The sequence below is a fragment of the Janthinobacterium salmonicoloratum genome (assembly GCF_051380845.1).
Lineage (GTDB): Bacteria > Pseudomonadota > Gammaproteobacteria > Burkholderiales > Burkholderiaceae_D > Janthinobacterium > Janthinobacterium lividum_F.
This window is the reverse complement of sequence record NZ_JBNYXV010000007.1, coordinates 120,927-137,448: the sequence shown is the minus strand read 5'-3', so window position 1 is coordinate 137,448 and position 16,522 is coordinate 120,927. Positions and strand designations below refer to the sequence as shown.

Here is a 16,522-nt window from a genome sequence, read left to right as displayed (position 1 = left end):
TTCACTAAAATCGGCCATCCACCATGAAAATTGCCATACTTGATGATTACCAGGATGCCGTGCGCGGCCTCGATTGTTTCCAATTGCTCGATGGCCACGAGGTCAAAGTGTTCAGCAATACGGCACGGGGCCTGGGCCAGCTGGCGATCCGCCTGGCGCCGTTCGACGCCCTGGTGCTGATCCGCGAACGCAGCAGTTTCAACCGCGCCTTGCTGTCGAGACTGCCGAATCTGAAACTGATTTCGCAAACAGGCAAGGTCAGCGGACACATCGATGTGGCGGCTGCGACCGAGCTGGGCATCGCCATCGCGGAAGGCATCGGCTCGCCCACGGCGCCGGCCGAACTGACGTGGGCGCTGATCATGGCGGCGCAGCGCAAGATCGTGCCGTATGCGCAACATTTACAAGAGGGGCTGTGGCAGACGTCGTCGCTGGAGCCAAAGCGCAACACCCTCGGCACGGTATTGAAAGGGCGCACCCTGGCCATCTGGGGCTACGGCAAGATCGGTCAATTGATCGCCGGCTACGGCCGCGCCTTCGGCATGACCATCCTCGTGTGGGGTAGCGAAGCGAGCCGCGCGGCGGCGGTGGCGGCCGGCGATACGGCGGCGTCATCGCGCGAGGCCTTCTTTGAGCAAGCGGACATATTGACCTTGCACCTGCGCCTGTCCGACAAGACGCGCGGCCTGGTCACAAACGGGGACCTGGCGCGCATGAAGCCGACCTCCCTGTTCGTCAACACCAGCCGCGCCGAACTGGTCGCCGATGGCGCGCTGGAAGCGGCGCTGCCGCAGGGGCGCCCGGGCGCCGCCGCGCTGGATGTATTTACGGACGAGCCGCTGCCGCCAGGCTCGCCACTATTGCTGCTGCCGAACGTGCTGGCCACGCCACACCTTGGCTACGTCGAGCGTGACAGCTACGAATTGTATTTCCGCTACGCCTTGCAAAACATCGTCGATTTTACGCAGGGTCAATGCGCGCGCCTGCTCAATCCGGAAACCTTGCAACACGCGCGGCAATCCCCTCAGGAACGCTGAAAACCCTTGATGAGGTCCGGCTCGCCCGTAATGCGGATGGCGGGCGTGGGCAGCACATGCCGGCCGCGCCACAGGCCGGCCCAGCCGGGCGGCCAGGCAATGTCAGGTCCAGCGTACGGCGCCACGCCGGCGCGCACGGCGACCACCGGCACGGGTGGCATCTCGGGCAAAGGCTCGCCTGCGGTGCGCTGCATGTCCAGGCTGTACATGTAATTGGGTAATAAAGCGTCGCAGACGCGGCCAAACCACTCGCTATGGTCGTCGTCGCGCCCCAGCGCCTGCGCCAGCCCCTGCGGGTCGAAACGGGCCAGGGCATCGATCAGCTCGCCAGTGGTGGCGCCGGGCGTATCGCCCCAGCCCATCACGGGGTTGACGTTGTAATCGGCGCCCGAACCGTACCAGCCTTCGCGCCAGGGCCGTTGCATCCAGTCGCGCGGCCCCGTAAACAAATGCCAGCGCCAGTGCAGGCCGGACGGCTTGGGCCAGGAATACAGATACAGTTTTTGATAGCCGGCCTGGTGCAGCTCGCGCACCATGGCCATCAGGCGCGCATGCGGCATGCGGTCCGGTGGCGCGCGCCGAAACAGGATCGCTTCGCCATCGGCAAACTGCACGTCGTCGGTCGACAGGTTCAGGTCCAGGGTCCGCGCTTCGCTGCCGAAACGGGCGGCGATCCAGCCCGTCAGCAAATTGACGGACGTGATCACCCCGTAACCGCGGTGGCGGTGAAAAATGACGGTGCCGGGAGCGAGCGCTTTCATACGGAGTCGGGGTGGTAGGCAAACAAAGAAACAAGTGTACTCACAGATGGCCAAATTTTCCAGATGCGGCGCAGCAGCAGGGCGGCAAGCACGCTTCCCCATCTGCGGCGGCATTCACGCAACGCTGCCAATCCACGCTATCATGCGCGTCATTCTCCACTGACATCGTGACCACATCATGACTTTGCGCATACTCGCCACTGGCGGCACTTTCGACAAACACTACAACGAATTGAACGGTACCCTGGGCTTTTCCGACAGTCATTTGCCGGCAGCGATAGCCCGCGCGCGCATGACGGCGCCCGTAGCGCTGGAGCAACTACCCCTGCTCGACTCGCTCGACATGCAGGATGCGGACCGCCAGCGCGTGCTGGCCTCGTGCCGCGCGGCACAGGAAAAAGCCATCGTCATCATCCACGGCACCGACACCATGCGCGAAACGGCGCAGGTGCTGGGCGCGGCTAACCTGCAGCAAACGGTGATTTTGACGGGCGCCATGATTCCCTACGAAATCGACAACTCCGATGCCCTGTTCAACCTGGGCTTTGCCTGCGGCGTGGCGCAAACCTTGCCAGCGGGCGTATACGTGGCCATGAATGGCCAGATCTTCGCCTGGGACAATGTGCAAAAGAACCGCGCCGCCGGCGTATTCCAGCCCTTGTAAGCCTATGCCAGACAGGGCGCAACAGGCAGGCCGGCAAACGCTCTGACTGAGACTTTGTCACAATTCGACGAGCCCGTTTTCAACGGGCTTTTTTTACGTTTTTTTGCTTTTCACAAATTCTGCAAACCTACAGATTTCGTCGAATTATTGCAGGTAAAACATCGAATTGCCAATACAATAATTTTATGTTGTAAAAAAACGCCATTGATCATTTTTAAAAACACCGATCTTATTAAATATAAAACTGCAATTTAACAATTAAATTAAATATTCTTCTGTATCCATAATTTATTGCCAAATCCGACACGGTTGATGTGCATTTTTTCTTGCTGAGACGACATAATGTTCGCCTCGACAAGTCAAAAGTGCATTTATAACAATATTGCGCTAAGTAGTCTTCCACCTCCCACCGACGTGGTTCCGCCTACCGTACACGAGCACCGCTAGCCATCTATCCGATGGCTAGTGCGGCGCTCGTGTACTGCTTGTCGTTATTAAAACTACTACGGAGTAATTGTTACAATGGCATTTAAAGAAAAAATTGGCGTGCGCAGCGTACGTCTGGCCCTGACCGTACTGGCAGGTAGCGTCTTGTTCTCTGGCCAATCCATGGCGGACGAAGCAATTCAAAAAGTTGAAATTACCGGTTCGAGTATCAAGCGTATCGCTGTGGAAGGCGCCTTGCCTGTACAGCGTCTGTCGCAAGAAGCGATCGCCAAATCGGGCGCCACTTCGGTAGCCGACCTGATCCAGGCACTGCCAGCCATGCAAGGCTTCACCATTGGCGCAGTCGCCGCTGGTTCGAATTCGGGCGGCAATACCAGCGCATCGCTGCACGGTATCGGCGAGACCTACACCCTGGTGCTGTTGAACGGCCGCCGCATCGCGCCACAAGGTTCCGGCACCACGGTCAACCTGAACGCCATTCCGATGAGCGCCGTTGAGCGCGTCGAAGTCCTGACCGACGGCGCTTCGGCCCTGTACGGCTCGGACGCCATCGCCGGTGTGGTCAACTTCATCCTGAAGAAAAACCAGCAAGGCGCCACCTTGGAAGCCACCTACAGCGCTCCGGAAGACAAGGGCGGCGACACCTGGAATACCAGCGTCACCTATGGTTTCGGCGACCTGGACGAAGACCGCTTCAACGTGCTGGTCTCGTACCGCCACGACGAGCAGTCGAAACTGCGCGCTACCGACCGTACGTTCGCCGATAGCTCGTACCTGAAATTCGCCCGCGGTGGCAAGAACTACATCTGGGACCGCACCAGCACCTCGGCTGCACCAGCTGGCGCTACCGTTGCCTACAAAACGAAAGACAGTGTCTCGACCGCATTCACGCCTTACCTGGCGATGACCAACGAATGCCCTACAGGTTTCGACCTCACCACCAGCAATACACGCGCTTGCGGTTTCGATACCGGTTCCACCGTGGAAATCGTGCCGCAATCGAAACGCGACAGCCTGTTTACCAAAGGCACGTACAAGCTGAACGACAACCTGAACGCGTTCGCCGAAGTCGCCTACTCGCGCTTCGACCTGACCGCGCGTATCGCCGCCAATCCGATTCCGATTTCGATCGCCAAGGACAGCGCGCTGTACAACACCTATGTGTCGCCCTACCTGACGCCAGCGCAACGTGCAGACGTCAAGTCGATCACCGCCAACTACCGTACGACGGACTTCGGCCTGCGCGCCAGCAACACCATCACCGAAACCAAGCACATGGTGCTGGGCGTGGAAGGTGAACTGGGCGCCTGGAACTTCGAAAGCGGCCTGACCTGGTCGCAAAACTCGATCGACGAGCGCTACACGGGCGGTTACGCAACAAATCAGGGCTTCAAGGACATTCTGGCCAATCCGGATTTCAATCCGTTTGCAACAACACAAAAGCCATCCGTGCAGTCGCAAATCGCTGGCGCGCAGTTCATCGGTTCGATCCGTACTGCATCGACCACGATGCGCGGCGTCGACACGCACGGTTCGCGTGAGCTGTTCGACCTGCCAGGCGGCAAGGCCAGCCTGGGTATCGGTGGCGATTACCGCACCTACCGCTATGAACAGTCGCCAGACAGCAACGGCACGTCGAAGGATATCTACAACTTCAACACCTCGCCAGCCTATGACTTGAGCCGCGATACCTATGGCGCCTTCGTCGAGTTGCTGGCACCGCTGACCAAGTCGTTCGAAATGACCGTTGGTGGCCGTTACGATGCCGTCAAGGCGATCGATGACAAGCTGAACAGCAAAACTGTCGGCAAGAAAGACAGCGCCAATACCTACAAGGTATCGGCACGCTGGCAGCCGGTACAAACCGTGCTGATCCGCGGTTCCTACGGCACGGGCTTCAAGGCGCCAAGCATGCTGGACCTGGCACAGCCATTGGTCAACGCCGGCTTTACTGCCAAGAAATTTGACTGCCCATACCCAGGTATGCCGCTCTGCCGCGCGGAAGCGACGCAATACAACGCCGTGTCGCAAGGCAATCCAGATCTGCAATCGGAAAAATCGAAGCAGTTCACACTGGGCTTCCGTGTCGAACCTAGCGCGGCCTTCTCGTTCGGCGCCGACCTGTGGGACGTGAAACTGCGCAATGCCGTATCGGAAATCACCGAAGCGCAGGCATTTGCCGATCCGGTCAAGTTCGCAACGAGCTTCACGCAATATATCGAACCGTCGACCGGCAATACCTACTACGCGTTCAAGAAACTGTCGGTTAACATCGGCAAGAAGGAATACCGTGGTATCGACTGGGATCTGTCGGCCAACCACAAGTTTGACTTCGGCAAGCTGACCGCCCAACTGAGCGGTACGCACATGTTGCACGCGAACTACACCAAGGCTGGTAGCGACAATATCTACACCAGCAACATGGACTTCTTCGGCGACACCAACGAAGTCACGTTCCGCAACCTGATGAAGCTGACGACGACCCTGGATACGGGCCGCCTGAGCAACACGGTGACCGTCAACTACCGCAATGGCTACACCGATGCGGCAGCTACCGTGTACGACGTGGCCACCAAAAAAGAAGTGAAGGATTTCCGCCTGCAAGTTCCGTCGTACACCACGTTCGACTGGCAAGCGCGTTTCGCCTTTGACAAGCAAACCACGATCCGCGCAGGCATCAAAAACCTGTTCGACCGTGCACCGCCGCTGTCGCTGCGCTCTTCGTCGGGCCACCAGGTTGGTTTCGACCCACGCTACGCCGATCCAATGATGCGTTCGTTCTACATCACCGGCAACTACAAGTTCTAATTTGACGTTTTAATTAGCTTGTCTGGAAAGCGCCTTGCACTTCACAGTGCAAGGCGCTTTTTTTATTCGTCCGCATATTGCACAGGCGAAAAAAAAGGAGCTGCAGCTCCTTTTTCGTACCGGCATGACTGCGCTTATGCCGTCGCTTCGCCGCCCAGGGCTTCGACCACGTCGGCCATCAGCTTGCTCAGCTCGCCCGTCATCAGCATCACGTCGCCGTCGAAACGCTCTTCGTCGTTCTTCGTGCTCGATTCCGTTTCCTTGATCACGTCCAGCGGCTTGACGCTCTTGATGGCCAGCGATTCCGTCAGCACGAACGAGATCTTGTCATTCCACGTCATGGCCAGGCGCGTGCACTGCTTGCCGGCCGCGATGTGGCGGCGCACGTCGTCCGCTTCCAAGGTGTGGCGCACGTAGCGCACGGTAGCCTTGCTTTCGCCCGTGGCGCGCAATTCCGTATCCATGTCGACCGTGAAGCCGGCTGGCGCGTCGTCGGCTTGCAGCCATTCCGTCATCACCGCCACCGGCGAGCGCTGCACGCGCAGGCTTTCCAGCGGCAGTTTGTCGACGGCTTTCAACAGCAGCTTGATGACTTCATCGGCTTTTGCCGGGCTGGCGGCATCGACCACCAGCCAGCCATTGACGGGGTCGATCCACGTCCAGACATTGCTGCGGATGCTGAAGGCGCGCGGCAGCAGCTCGTCGGCCACGCGCTCCTTCAATTCTTTCATGGCTTTCTTGCCGGGGGCAAAGCCTTGTGCTTCTTCCATCTCGGCAGCGCGGGCCTTGGCCACCTGGTTGATGACGGTCGCTGGCAACAGCTTCTTTTCCGTGCCCAGCAAGATCAGCATTTGCTTGTTGACCACGTGGACCAGGCCACCGTTCGGGCGTGGCGTATCCCAGCCCTGGCGCATCAGATCCATGCTGGTCGCCGGCGTAAATTTGTTCGAGGACAAGGCCTCTTCCAGTTGTTCTGGCGTATAGGCCCATGGTGCGGGCAGGCGGTAAATCTGAAGATTCTTGAACCACATAGTTTTTGTCTTCCGTTTGTTTCAGTAGTGCCAGGGGAACGCCATTCTACACTTTCGACACGGGAATGCCGTCAAAAGCGCGGACTGGCGCGATGCTTGTAATCAATAGGGAATGCCGCTACAGGGCGGGAAACAGCTCCGCCTGGGCTGGCGCCTGCCGCGTCACGATGGCCGGATCGGACAAGGTCGAGATGCGCACGCCCAGCAGGCGGATTTTCTTTTCAAATGGCACGCGCCGCAAGCAATCGCGGCTGGCGCGCAGGATGGCGGCGGCGTCCGCCGTGGCGCTGGGCAAGGTAATGTCGCGTGTGACGGTGCTGAAATCCTCGAAGCGCAGCTTGATACCCACCGTGCGCCCCGCCAGCGACTGTTTATCCAGGTCGCCCGCCACGCGCGTGCACAGGCTTTCCAGCTTTTCCGACAGGGTGGCGCGGTCGCGCACCACCTGCAAGTCGCGCTCGAACGTCGTTTCGCGGCTGACGGACTTGGTTTCCCGGCTCGTCTGCACGGGCCGCTCGTCGATGCCCAGCGCCGCCTGGCGCAGCCAGCCCGTGTACAGGTCGCCAAACTGCGTGCGCAGCATGGCCATGTCGGCCTGCGCCAGCTCGCCGATGGTGACTATGCCCAAGGCTTCCAGCTTGGCTGTCGCCTTCGGGCCGATGCCGTTGATCTTTTTTGCCGGCAAGGGCCACACGCGCGTGGCGATATCCTCGGGCGACAAAATGGTGAGGCCGTCGGGTTTTTCCAGATCGGAACAGATTTTTGCCAGTAGCTTGTTCGGTGCCAGGCCGATCGAACACGACAGGCCCGTCGCCTCGGACACGGCCGCCTTCAGGCGCGCCGCCATGGCCGGCGCCTGCTCGCCGTATTCGGTCAGGTCGACATAGATTTCATCGATGCCCACGTTCTGGATGATGGGGCACAACTGGGCCACGGCTTGCTTGAAGCGGGCCGAATACTCGCGGTAGGCCTCAAAATCGGCGGGCAGCAGGATGCTGTCGGGCGCCAGTTTCGCCGCCTTCATGATGCCCATGGCGGAAAACACGCCAAACGCGCGCGCCGCATAGGTCGAGGTGGTGACGACGCCGCGCCCCACGTAGTCGCGCATGCGCGCAAACTGCCGCGTGCCATCTTGCTGCAGCACGGGCTGCTGCAAGCGCCCGCCGCCGATGACGACGGCTTCGCCACGCAATTGCGGATATTTCAACAGTTCCACGGAGGCGAAGAAGGCGTCCATGTCCAGGTGGGCTATCCAGCGGCGGGCTTCAGACAATGTAGGGGCAGATGTGGTCAAGGACACCTCGCGGCGGGATGCTGTTGAGTACTGTAATTATATACAGTATCGCTGCAAATGCCCGTGGATGCAAGTTGAAACGCACGAGCACGGCGGTTGCTTTTCTCAATAGCAAGATTACAATCCTGACACAACTATTCAAAGGAGTTGCCTTGTCTATCGCCCATCACGCTTCGCGCCGCCGGTCCGTCTGGTCATCCATCCTGCCGGCCTTGCTGCTGTCCTCGCTGGCGCCATCCGCGCTGGCCGACACCATCACCACCGTTGCCGCCACCCTCGCCACATCCGCCGCACCGGTCGCCGCCAAGACGGCCTGGCAGGAAACGCGCCACGGCACGGTCGTAACGGACGACTACCGCTGGCTGCAAAAGAAAACCGATCCTGCCGTGATCGATTACCTGAATGCGGAAAACGCCTACACAGCCGCCGTCACGGCCCCGATCCAGCCGCTGGCCGACAAGGTGACTGCGGAAGTCAAGGGGCGCATGCAGGAAGTGGACCTGTCCGTGCCTGCGCGCCAAGGTAACTTTTACTATTACACGCGCACGGAAGCGGGCATGCAATACCCGCTTCATTGCCGCCGTCCTGTCGGCGCCAGCGGTGCCTACGATGCGCAGGCGGTCGAAGAAATCCTGCTGGACCAGAATCAATTGGCCGAAGGCCACAAATTCTTTGCCGTGCGCGCGTTTGCCATCAGCCCGAATGAACAATTGCTGGCCTACACCACCGACACGACGGGTTTCCGCCAGTACGAGCTGCATGTCAAGGATTTGAAGACGGGCAAGCTGCTGGGCGATACCATGCCGCGCGTGACCTCGCTGGCGTGGGCGGCTGACAACGCCACCCTGATGCTGACGCAGGAAGACGCCACCACCAAGCGCGCGGACCGGCTGTTCCGCCTGGCCCTGGGCGGCGCGTCGCAACAGGTCTACCACGAGCCAGTGGAGCAGTTCGCGATCAATGTGGGCCGCACGCACGACAAGCAGTTCTTCGTGCTCACCTCGGGCAGCACGGACACGAGCGAAGTGCTGCTGTTGCCAACGAACAAGCCCGAAGGCAGTTTCCAGAGCGTGCTGAAACGCGAAAAAGGCCACCGCTACATCGTCGAGCACCGCGACGGCCAGTTGTATATCGTCACCAACAAGGAGGCGAAGAACTTCCGTGTCGTCAGCGCGCCGCTGTCCGCGCCGCAGCCGAAACACTGGAAGCCCGTGGTGCCGCACAACAAGGATGCCGTGATCCAGTCCATCGACGTGTTCCAGGACTACCTGGTGGTGATGGAAAAGGCGCGCGCCCTGAACCGCGCGCGCATCTACGATTTCGCGCATAAAAACTGGAAGACCGTGCAATTCGACGACCCCGTCTACCTGGCCACGTCCGTCGGCACGCCGGAGTTTTCCGCCACACAATTTCGCATGTCGTACCAGTCGCCCGTCACGCCGCCCACCGTCATCGACGTCAGCATGCAAGACGGCAAGCGCACAGTGCTGAAACAGCAGGAAATCGTCGGCGGCTTTGATGGCAGCCGCTATACCACACAGCGCTTGTGGGTGAAGGCGCGCGATGGCGTGCAAGTACCGCTGTGGGTCGTCTACAAGAAGGGCGTCAAGCTCGACGGTTCCGCGCCGCTGCTGCTGTACTCGTACGGCTCGTATGGCATTTCCACGGAAGCCACTTTCTCCATCAGCCGCATCAGCCTGCTGGAGCGGGGCGTCATCTATGCGCAGGCGCATATCCGCGGCGGCACCGACATGGGCGAAGCCTGGCATGAAGACGGCATGCTGATGAAGAAGAAAAACACCTTCAATGACTTCATCGACAGCGCCGACTACCTGGTGCGCGAAAAATGGACCAGCCCGAACCGCCTCATCATCCAGGGCGGCAGCGCCGGCGGCCTCCTGATGGGCGCCGTCGTCAACATGCGCCCCGACCTGTTCCACGCCGTGCACGCGGCCGTACCGTTTGTCGACGTGATGAACACCATGATGGACGCCAGCCTGCCCCTGACGACGGGCGAATACCTGGAATGGGGCGACCCGAACCAGAAGGCAGCCTATGACTACATGCTCAGCTACTCGCCTTACGACAACATTGCGCGCAAGAATTACCCGGCCATGCTGGTGACGACGGGCCTCAACGACAGCCAGGTCATGTACTGGGAACCGGCGAAATACGTGGCCAAGCTGCGCGCGTATAAAACGGACAGCAATCCCCTGCTGCTGAAAACGAATATGGGCGCCGGCCACGGCGGCGCGTCGGGCCGCTATAACGCCATCGCCGAGAACGCATTCAATATGGCGTGGATGCTGTCACAGTGGAATATCACGGAATAATGTGAAAAAAGCGCTTGCAGAAGGATTTTAGCCGTCCTATAATAGCGCCTCTTCCAGACGTGGTGACAAACGTCGGGATGGTTTTCTGAGACAAGCAACGGGTGCTTAGCTCAGTTGGTAGAGCGGCGCCCTTACAAGGCGTAGGTCGGGAGTTCGAGCCTCTCAGCACCCACCAAATCAGAAAACTGTCCAGTGCTTCATGGATCAGCAATACAGATCATACGAGCTTGGAGTGGTAGTTCAGTTGGTTAGAATACCGGCCTGTCACGTCGGGGGTCGCGGGTTCGAGTCCCGTCCGCTCCGCCAATAAAAGAAAAGCCCTTTGGTTCCCAGAACCGAAGGGCTTTTCCCATTTCAGAAGCAGAAAACACGTCACGACTCCCTTCCTTGAACATTTTTGCGCTTTTCAGCAAAAAAACTGCTGTTAGGGCTCAAGAATAGTTGCACAAGGGGGAAAGCGCCCCCTATAATAGTGCCTCTTCCAGACGTGGTGACAAACGTCGGGATAGTTTTCTGGGTATGCGGGTGCTTAGCTCAGTTGGTAGAGCGGCGCCCTTACAAGGCGTAGGTCGGGAGTTCGAGCCTCTCAGCACCCACCACCAATACAGAAAATTATCCAGTGCTTCATGGATCAGCAACACAGATCATACGAGCTTGGAGTGGTAGTTCAGTTGGTTAGAATACCGGCCTGTCACGTCGGGGGTCGCGGGTTCGAGTCCCGTCCGCTCCGCCAATAAAAGAAAAGCCCTTTGGTTCCTGGAACCGAAGGGCTTTTCCCATTGTGGGGTCAAACCCTCAACATCGCCAACGTCAACCTCAAAGCTAACTTATCCAGGGGTCTGACCCCGGCTGTTAGAATCAGCGCTACCCTGACTCCGCCCTTGCCCGCATGCGCTTGCCCCGTAGTACTCATCCCTATATCGCCCTGCGCCTGCGCCTGGCCCATCATGCTTTGCTGCAATTTGCCGCCAGCCTGACGAGTTCCATGGAAATTCTTTTGTTCCTGGCCGGTCCCGTCTTGCTGGGTTTACTCAGCGTCATCGCCCTGCCCGGCTTTCTCGCCGCGAGCCTGCCCTGGCCCGCCGCCCTGGGCCTCTTGAGCGCGCAAGCCCTGCTGACCTGCCTGCCCGCCTGGCTGTTGCGCAAGCGCCTGCTGCCGGCCAGTACCGCCGCCTGGCTGCGCCAGTTGCCTTTGCCGCCGCGCTTGCGCTGGCAAGCCGATATCGCCGTGGCAGGCCTGCTGATGCTGCCGCTGGGCCTCGCCTATGCCGTCTCGGCCACCATCTGGCTGCTGCAGTCGCCGCCCTGGCTGCGTCCGATTGCCGCGCCCGGCATTGCCGCCACCCTCGCCGCCTGGCTGCTGGCCTGGCTGCAGACGACGCTCATCGTGGCGCAACGCCTGCGCGCCCCGCGCCCCGCACAAGGGGCGCGCCCGCCCACGATGACCGCATACGTGCCGCAACGGCCCCGCTGGCGCACTGTGTTCCTGTGGCGCCAGTTGTTCTGGCTGCCGTTCTGGCGCAAGGAAAATGTGATCGGCCTGCAGCAAAGCGTGCTGCTGGCCACGGCTGGCGCCAGCATGCTGGCGTGGCTGCTGCGCGCACCCCTCGTGCCCGCGCCGCTGCTGGGTTTACTGGCCAGCGCCAGCCTGGTCATTGTGACGGATCGGGGCGACAAGGCCGTGCGCGAGCAGATCGCCGTACTGCGCCCCACGCTGGACGCCTGGCCGCTGGCCAGCACGGCCTTGACGCGCCTGGCCTGCGCCGCCAGCCTGCTGCCGCCGTTTGCCGTGCTGCTGGCGGGCGCTGTCTTGCTGTACGCCATCGATCCCGCCGCCTTGCAGCAGCGCGTGACCAAGATGTACGCCCTCACAGCCAGCGTGGCCCTGCTGGCCATCGTCGGCCTGCCCCGCCTCACGGCGCGCGGGCGTGTCGTCCTCGTCGTCCTGTCCATCCTTGCCTTGAGCGCCATCGGAAGCGAATTATGGAATTGAATCCCCCCTCTCCCGTGCTGCACATCGAGCACCTCGATTTTCACTTTCCCACGCACAGCGTCTTCCAGGGCTACAGCCAGCAATTCGGTCCCGGCATCACCTGGCTGCGTGGCGCGAACGGGTCCGGCAAGACAACCCTGCTGAAGCTGGCGGGCGGCGCCCTGCTGCCCGCGCGCGGCGCCATCCGCCTCGATAACGTCGACAGCGGCTGCATGCCGCTGGCCTACCGCGCGCAAGCCTTCTATTGCGGCGGCGACGCGCCCGCCCTGCCCTGGCTGCAAGTGCACGAATTTCTCGACCTGCACCTGGCCCTGTATCCGGGCAGCGACCAGTCCCTGCTGAACGAGGAGTTGAGCGCGTTTGCCATGACGTCCACCTTGCAACAAAGCATTACCGCCCTGTCGCTGGGCCAGCATAAAAAGCTGCAACTGGCGCTGGCCCTGGCCTTGCCCGTGCGCCTGTTGCTGATCGACGAGCCCTTCAATGGCCTCGATACTTCCGCCATGGCGTACTTGCGCCAGCGCCTGGCCAAGCCGTCCCGCCTGGCGCACCAGTGCATCGTGCTGACCAGCCACCTGGCGCCGGACGTGCCGCTGGCGGCGACGGTGGAAATATAGACAGGAAATACAGCTTTGCAGATCGACCAAGGACAGCTTACGATGCCGTGTTGCAAAAACCGGTGATCCCGGTGCAGCCACTACGACAACACGGCGCGGTTATTCACCGCGCCAGGCTTATTCTTGGAGAACAGTATGTTGAACACCCACCGCAGCGCCCTGGCCATCCTGTGCGCCATCCTTGCCGGCAGCGCCATTGCCGCCGGCCCCACGGGCACGGCCGCCGACTATGGCAGCAGCGCCCCGCACGCCGCCGCCCAGCGCAGCATCGACCTGCAACCCGATACGCGCCACATCAACGTCACGCGCGGCGAAACCATCACCATCGCGCGCGCCGGCCAGCGTTTTACTTGGCACGTGCAAACCTTCAACAACAAGACCGTCTTCGCCCTGAGCGACATCGCGCCGAAGGACATGCCCGTCGATGGCATCCAGGTGTATGTCGCCGGCAATCCCCTGTACGCGGGCAGCTGATTTCCTGCGCCCATAAAAAAACCGGAAGGGCCTCGCGGCCGTTCCGGTTTTTTCTGTACAGCGTGTAGCGTTACGCCGTCAGCGCTTCTTTCGCTGCGGCTTCATCGACCACTTCCTCGTCGTCCGAGCGTATCAGGTGGTCAAAGGCGGACAGGGCTGCCTTGGCGCCTTCGCCGGTGGCGATGATGATCTGCTTGTACGGCACCGTGGTGACGTCGCCGGCCGCAAACACGCCCGGGATCGAGGTCTGGCCGCGGGCGTCGACTTCGATTTCACCGTGGCGCGACAACGCTACCGTACCTTTCAGCCACTCCGTGTTCGGCACCAGGCCGATTTGCACGAAGACACCTTCCAGCTCGACCTTTTTCGACTCGCCACTGACCCGGTCCGTGTAGCTCAGGCCATTGACGATCTTGCCGTCGCCGTGGATCTCGGTGGTTTGCGCCGACGTGATCACGGTCACGTTAGGCAGGCTGTGCAGCTTGCGTTGCAGCACGGCATCGGCACGCAGTTCCGCGCCGAACTCGATCAGGGTCACGTGCTTGACGAGACCTGCCAGGTCGATCGCCGCTTCCACACCCGAGTTGCCGCCGCCGATCACGGCCACGCGCTTGCCCTTGAACAAGGGACCATCGCAGTGCGGGCAGTAGGCGACACCGTGGTTGCGGTATTCCTTCTCGCCCGGCACATTGATTTCGCGCCAGCGGGCACCGGTGGCCAGGATGACGGTCTTGGCTTTCAAGATGGCGCCATTCGCCGTTTCAATCTGCACCAATTTGCCCGGCGTCAATTTCGCAGCGCGCTGGGTGTTCATGATGTCGACTTCGTATTCCTTGACGTGCTGTTCCAGCGCCATGGCGAACTTCGGACCATCGGTTTCTTTGACGGAAATAAAATTCTCGATGGCCAGGGTGTCGAGCACCTGGCCGCCAAAACGCTCGGCCAGCACACCCGTCTTGATGCCTTTGCGGGCCGCGTAGATGGCCGCTGCCGCGCCGGCAGGGCCGCCGCCGACGATCAGTACATCAAAGACGTCTTTCTTGTTCAGCGCTTCAGCCTGACGTGCGCCGGCGTTGGTGTCGAGCTTGGCGAGGATTTCCTCGACGTTCGTGCGTCCTTGGCCAAAATGCTCGCCATTCAGGAACATCATCGGCACGGCCATGATCTGGCGTTCTTCCACTTCTTTCGGGAACACGCCGCCATCGATGGTGGTGACCTTGATGCGCGGGTTGATCACCGCCATGGCATTCAATGCCTGCACCACTTCCGGGCAGTTATGGCAGGAGAGCGAAATAAACGTTTCAAACTCGTAATCTCCGTCGAGGTTGCGGATCTGCTCGATCACGGCATCGTCGAACTTGATGGTGTGGCCGCCCACTTGCAGCAGCGCCAGCACCAGGGAAGTGAATTCGTGGCCCATCGGCACACCGGCGAAACGCACGCCGATGTCGGAGCCTGCACGGTTGATGCTGAACGACGGGGTCCGTACGCCAGCGTCTATGCGCTCGACCAGCGTGATCTTGTCGCTCAACAGGACTATCTCCTGGAGCAATTCCTTCATCTCGCGGGCTTTTGCGCTGTCATCGAGAGAAGCGACCAACTCAAGCGGATACACTACTTTTTCCAGGTAGGATTTCAGTTGGGTTTTGAGGGTTGCGTCTAACATGATTTTTTTCCTTTTCTACAAATATTTAGGCGAATGCCGGGCCGGACACCCGGTCCGGCATCGCGGTAACTACTTGTTTGCTGCTAGATATTGCAAGGTTTCAAGACTTAGATCTTGCCAACCAGGTCCAGCGATGGGGTCAGGGTTGCTGCGCCTTCCGTCCATTTGGCTGGGCAAACTTCACCTGGGTGAGCGGCAACGTATTGAGCTGCCTTAACTTTGCGCAACAGTTCCGCTGCGTCACGGCCGATGCCGTTGTCATGCACTTCCAGCACTTTGATGAAGCCGTCTGGATTGATGACGAAGGTACCGCGCAGTGCCATGCCTTCTTCTTCGATCATGACTTCGAAATTGCGCGACAGGGTGCCGGTTGGGTCACCGATCAGTGCGTATTGCACTTTCTTGATCGCGTCCGAGGTGTCGTGCCATGCTTTGTGCGCGAAATGCGAATCGGTCGAGATGCCGTAGACATCGACGCCCAGCTTCTGGAACTCGGCGTGGTGATCGGCCAGGTCTTCCAGTTCGGTTGGGCAAACGAAGGTGAAGTCGGCTGGGTAGAACACGAATACCGACCACTTGCCTTTCAGCGACGCTTCCGTCAGGTCGACGAATTTGCCATTGTGGAATGCGGTTGCCTTGAATGGTTTAACTTGGGTATTGATGAGCGACATAGTCATTTCCTCTCGTGTGGTGAATCAGTAAGACTCTAGTGTAAGGGGTTTTAACCCATATGCAAAATTGATTGTCACAATAGTTTCAATTGATTTTAGCTATCATGACGCTATGGGAACTCCATGATAGGCAGTTCCCACAGGATTGGATAGCGGTGACAGTGGATACCCCTGCCGCCGCCAGGTGTTTAGTTTTTCAACTCTTCCGGTACTTTGCCGCCGTTTTCCGCCAGCTTGATCATCACCTGGCGGTGCAGCCAGATGTTCATGCTGGCCGAGTCATTGGTATCGCCCGTGAAGTGCAGCTCTTGCGCCAGTTCCTTGCGCGCAGCCAGGCTGCTGTCGAGTTGCAACAGTTTCATCAGGTCGACGATGGACGTGCGCCAATTGAGTGTTTCCGCGTTCTTGCTGGCCAGGTCGACCAGCACCACTTCCACGTCCACCACGGGCACGGCAGCCGCCGGTGCAGGTGCCGCCGGTGCTGCTGCAGGTGCTGTCGTGGCAGCGGCTGGCGTGGCTGCCGGAGCAGCGTCGGACGAATGGTGGAAGATTTTGTTGTAGATATTGCTGAAAATGCCCATGAGGTCACCTCGAGTTGAGTGAATGGAAGAAGGTTTGCCTGCGCACTAGGTCCAGGACCCATGACAGCAATGCCGGGCGCAGGCGCCAGCCCGTCGAGTATAAGCCCGTTCAGGCCGGGAGCCCTGTCCCGCAGGGCCAGTGCGC

General features: G+C 60.1%; 13 protein-coding genes and 4 tRNA genes. 11 read left to right on the top strand and 6 right to left on the bottom strand.

Going from position 1 to position 16,522, the window contains the following annotated elements; translation table 11 throughout:
* Window positions 1-23 precede the first annotated feature (23 nt).
* Window positions 24-1,037 (top strand): D-2-hydroxyacid dehydrogenase family protein, encoded by a 1,014-nt coding sequence (locus ACQ4WY_RS24970; RefSeq protein WP_436506375.1) that lies wholly within the window; start codon window positions 24-26, stop codon window positions 1,035-1,037.
* On the opposite strand, the gene ACQ4WY_RS24965 is transcribed toward ACQ4WY_RS24970, so the two are convergent.
* Window positions 1,025-1,798, bottom strand: a complete 774-nt coding sequence (locus ACQ4WY_RS24965; RefSeq protein ID WP_436506374.1) for an L-asparaginase — start codon at window positions 1,796-1,798, stop codon at window positions 1,025-1,027. The genes ACQ4WY_RS24970 and ACQ4WY_RS24965 overlap by 13 nt on opposite strands.
* A gap of 178 nt (window positions 1,799-1,976) precedes the next feature.
* Here ACQ4WY_RS24965 and ACQ4WY_RS24960 point away from each other — a divergent pair, with 178 nt between their 5' ends.
* Window positions 1,977-2,462, top strand: coding sequence for an asparaginase domain-containing protein (locus tag ACQ4WY_RS24960; RefSeq protein ID WP_034781194.1), 486 nt, complete (start codon window positions 1,977-1,979; stop codon window positions 2,460-2,462).
* A gap of 522 nt (window positions 2,463-2,984) precedes the next feature.
* Entirely contained in the window at window positions 2,985-5,717 is a 2,733-nt protein-coding gene (locus ACQ4WY_RS24955) for a TonB-dependent receptor (protein WP_436506373.1), read from the top strand.
* A 134-nt stretch (window positions 5,718-5,851) separates the two neighbouring features.
* On the opposite strand, the gene ACQ4WY_RS24950 is transcribed toward ACQ4WY_RS24955, so the two are convergent.
* A complete protein-coding gene (locus ACQ4WY_RS24950) occupies window positions 5,852-6,748 on the bottom strand; it encodes a recombination-associated protein RdgC (protein WP_034754435.1) in 897 nt (298 codons plus the stop codon).
* A 118-nt stretch (window positions 6,749-6,866) separates the two neighbouring features.
* Complete coding sequence (gene dinB, locus ACQ4WY_RS24945; RefSeq protein WP_436506452.1) at window positions 6,867-8,021, bottom strand: DNA polymerase IV; 1,155 nt, start codon at window positions 8,019-8,021, stop codon at window positions 6,867-6,869.
* Between the two features lie 173 nt (window positions 8,022-8,194).
* On the opposite strand from dinB, the gene ACQ4WY_RS24940 reads away from it, so the two are divergent.
* The 8 genes from ACQ4WY_RS24940 (at window position 8,195) to ACQ4WY_RS24905 (ending at window position 13,459) form a co-directional block, all read left to right on the top strand.
* On the top strand, window positions 8,195-10,375 hold the full coding sequence (locus ACQ4WY_RS24940) for a S9 family peptidase (protein WP_436506372.1): 2,181 nt from the start codon (window positions 8,195-8,197) through the stop codon (window positions 10,373-10,375).
* Window positions 10,376-10,474: 99 nt separating this feature from the next.
* A tRNA-Val gene (locus ACQ4WY_RS24935) sits at window positions 10,475-10,550 on the top strand.
* Window positions 10,551-10,604: 54 nt separating this feature from the next.
* Window positions 10,605-10,681 (top strand) — tRNA-Asp (locus tag ACQ4WY_RS24930).
* Window positions 10,682-10,898: 217 nt separating this feature from the next.
* Window positions 10,899-10,974: transfer RNA gene (locus tag ACQ4WY_RS24925), tRNA-Val, on the top strand.
* A gap of 57 nt (window positions 10,975-11,031) precedes the next feature.
* A tRNA-Asp gene (locus tag ACQ4WY_RS24920) sits at window positions 11,032-11,108 on the top strand.
* 162 nt (window positions 11,109-11,270) lie between these two features.
* Window positions 11,271-12,368, top strand: coding sequence for a hypothetical protein (locus ACQ4WY_RS24915; protein WP_436506371.1), 1,098 nt, complete (start codon window positions 11,271-11,273; stop codon window positions 12,366-12,368).
* A complete protein-coding gene (locus tag ACQ4WY_RS24910) occupies window positions 12,359-12,985 on the top strand; it encodes an ABC transporter ATP-binding protein (RefSeq protein ID WP_436506370.1) in 627 nt (208 codons plus the stop codon). The genes ACQ4WY_RS24915 and ACQ4WY_RS24910 overlap by 10 nt, the downstream gene beginning before the upstream one ends.
* A gap of 135 nt (window positions 12,986-13,120) precedes the next feature.
* Window positions 13,121-13,459, top strand: coding sequence for a CzcE family metal-binding protein (locus tag ACQ4WY_RS24905; protein WP_436506369.1), 339 nt, complete (start codon window positions 13,121-13,123; stop codon window positions 13,457-13,459).
* A gap of 70 nt (window positions 13,460-13,529) precedes the next feature.
* Here ACQ4WY_RS24905 and ahpF read toward each other — a convergent pair whose 3' ends face one another.
* From ahpF to ACQ4WY_RS24890, 3 genes are all read right to left on the bottom strand, one after another.
* Window positions 13,530-15,125, bottom strand: coding sequence for an alkyl hydroperoxide reductase subunit F (gene ahpF, locus ACQ4WY_RS24900; protein ID WP_436506368.1), 1,596 nt, complete (start codon window positions 15,123-15,125; stop codon window positions 13,530-13,532).
* Between the two features lie 107 nt (window positions 15,126-15,232).
* Complete coding sequence (gene ahpC, locus ACQ4WY_RS24895; protein WP_102120961.1) at window positions 15,233-15,796, bottom strand: alkyl hydroperoxide reductase subunit C; 564 nt, start codon at window positions 15,794-15,796, stop codon at window positions 15,233-15,235.
* A gap of 188 nt (window positions 15,797-15,984) precedes the next feature.
* Entirely contained in the window at window positions 15,985-16,377 is a 393-nt protein-coding gene (locus ACQ4WY_RS24890; protein WP_353659561.1) for a DUF3597 domain-containing protein, read from the bottom strand.
* Window positions 16,378-16,522: the final 145 nt, after the last annotated feature.

Coding starts and splice junctions, on each gene's coding strand:
- ACQ4WY_RS24960 (WP_034781194.1), top strand. CDS start 1,977: ATGACTTTGCGCATACTCGCCACTGGCGGCACTTTCGACAAACACTAC.
- ahpC (WP_102120961.1), bottom strand. CDS start 15,796: ATGTCGCTCATCAATACCCAAGTTAAACCATTCAAGGCAACCGCATTC.
- ACQ4WY_RS24950 (WP_034754435.1), bottom strand. CDS start 6,748: ATGTGGTTCAAGAATCTTCAGATTTACCGCCTGCCCGCACCATGGGCC.
- ACQ4WY_RS24890 (WP_353659561.1), bottom strand. CDS start 16,377: ATGGGCATTTTCAGCAATATCTACAACAAAATCTTCCACCATTCGTCC.
- ahpF (WP_436506368.1), bottom strand. CDS start 15,125: ATGTTAGACGCAACCCTCAAAACCCAACTGAAATCCTACCTGGAAAAA.
- ACQ4WY_RS24955 (WP_436506373.1), top strand. CDS start 2,985: ATGGCATTTAAAGAAAAAATTGGCGTGCGCAGCGTACGTCTGGCCCTG.
- ACQ4WY_RS24905 (WP_436506369.1), top strand. CDS start 13,121: ATGTTGAACACCCACCGCAGCGCCCTGGCCATCCTGTGCGCCATCCTT.
- ACQ4WY_RS24910 (WP_436506370.1), top strand. CDS start 12,359: ATGGAATTGAATCCCCCCTCTCCCGTGCTGCACATCGAGCACCTCGAT.
- ACQ4WY_RS24970 (WP_436506375.1), top strand. CDS start 24: ATGAAAATTGCCATACTTGATGATTACCAGGATGCCGTGCGCGGCCTC.
- ACQ4WY_RS24965 (WP_436506374.1), bottom strand. CDS start 1,798: ATGAAAGCGCTCGCTCCCGGCACCGTCATTTTTCACCGCCACCGCGGT.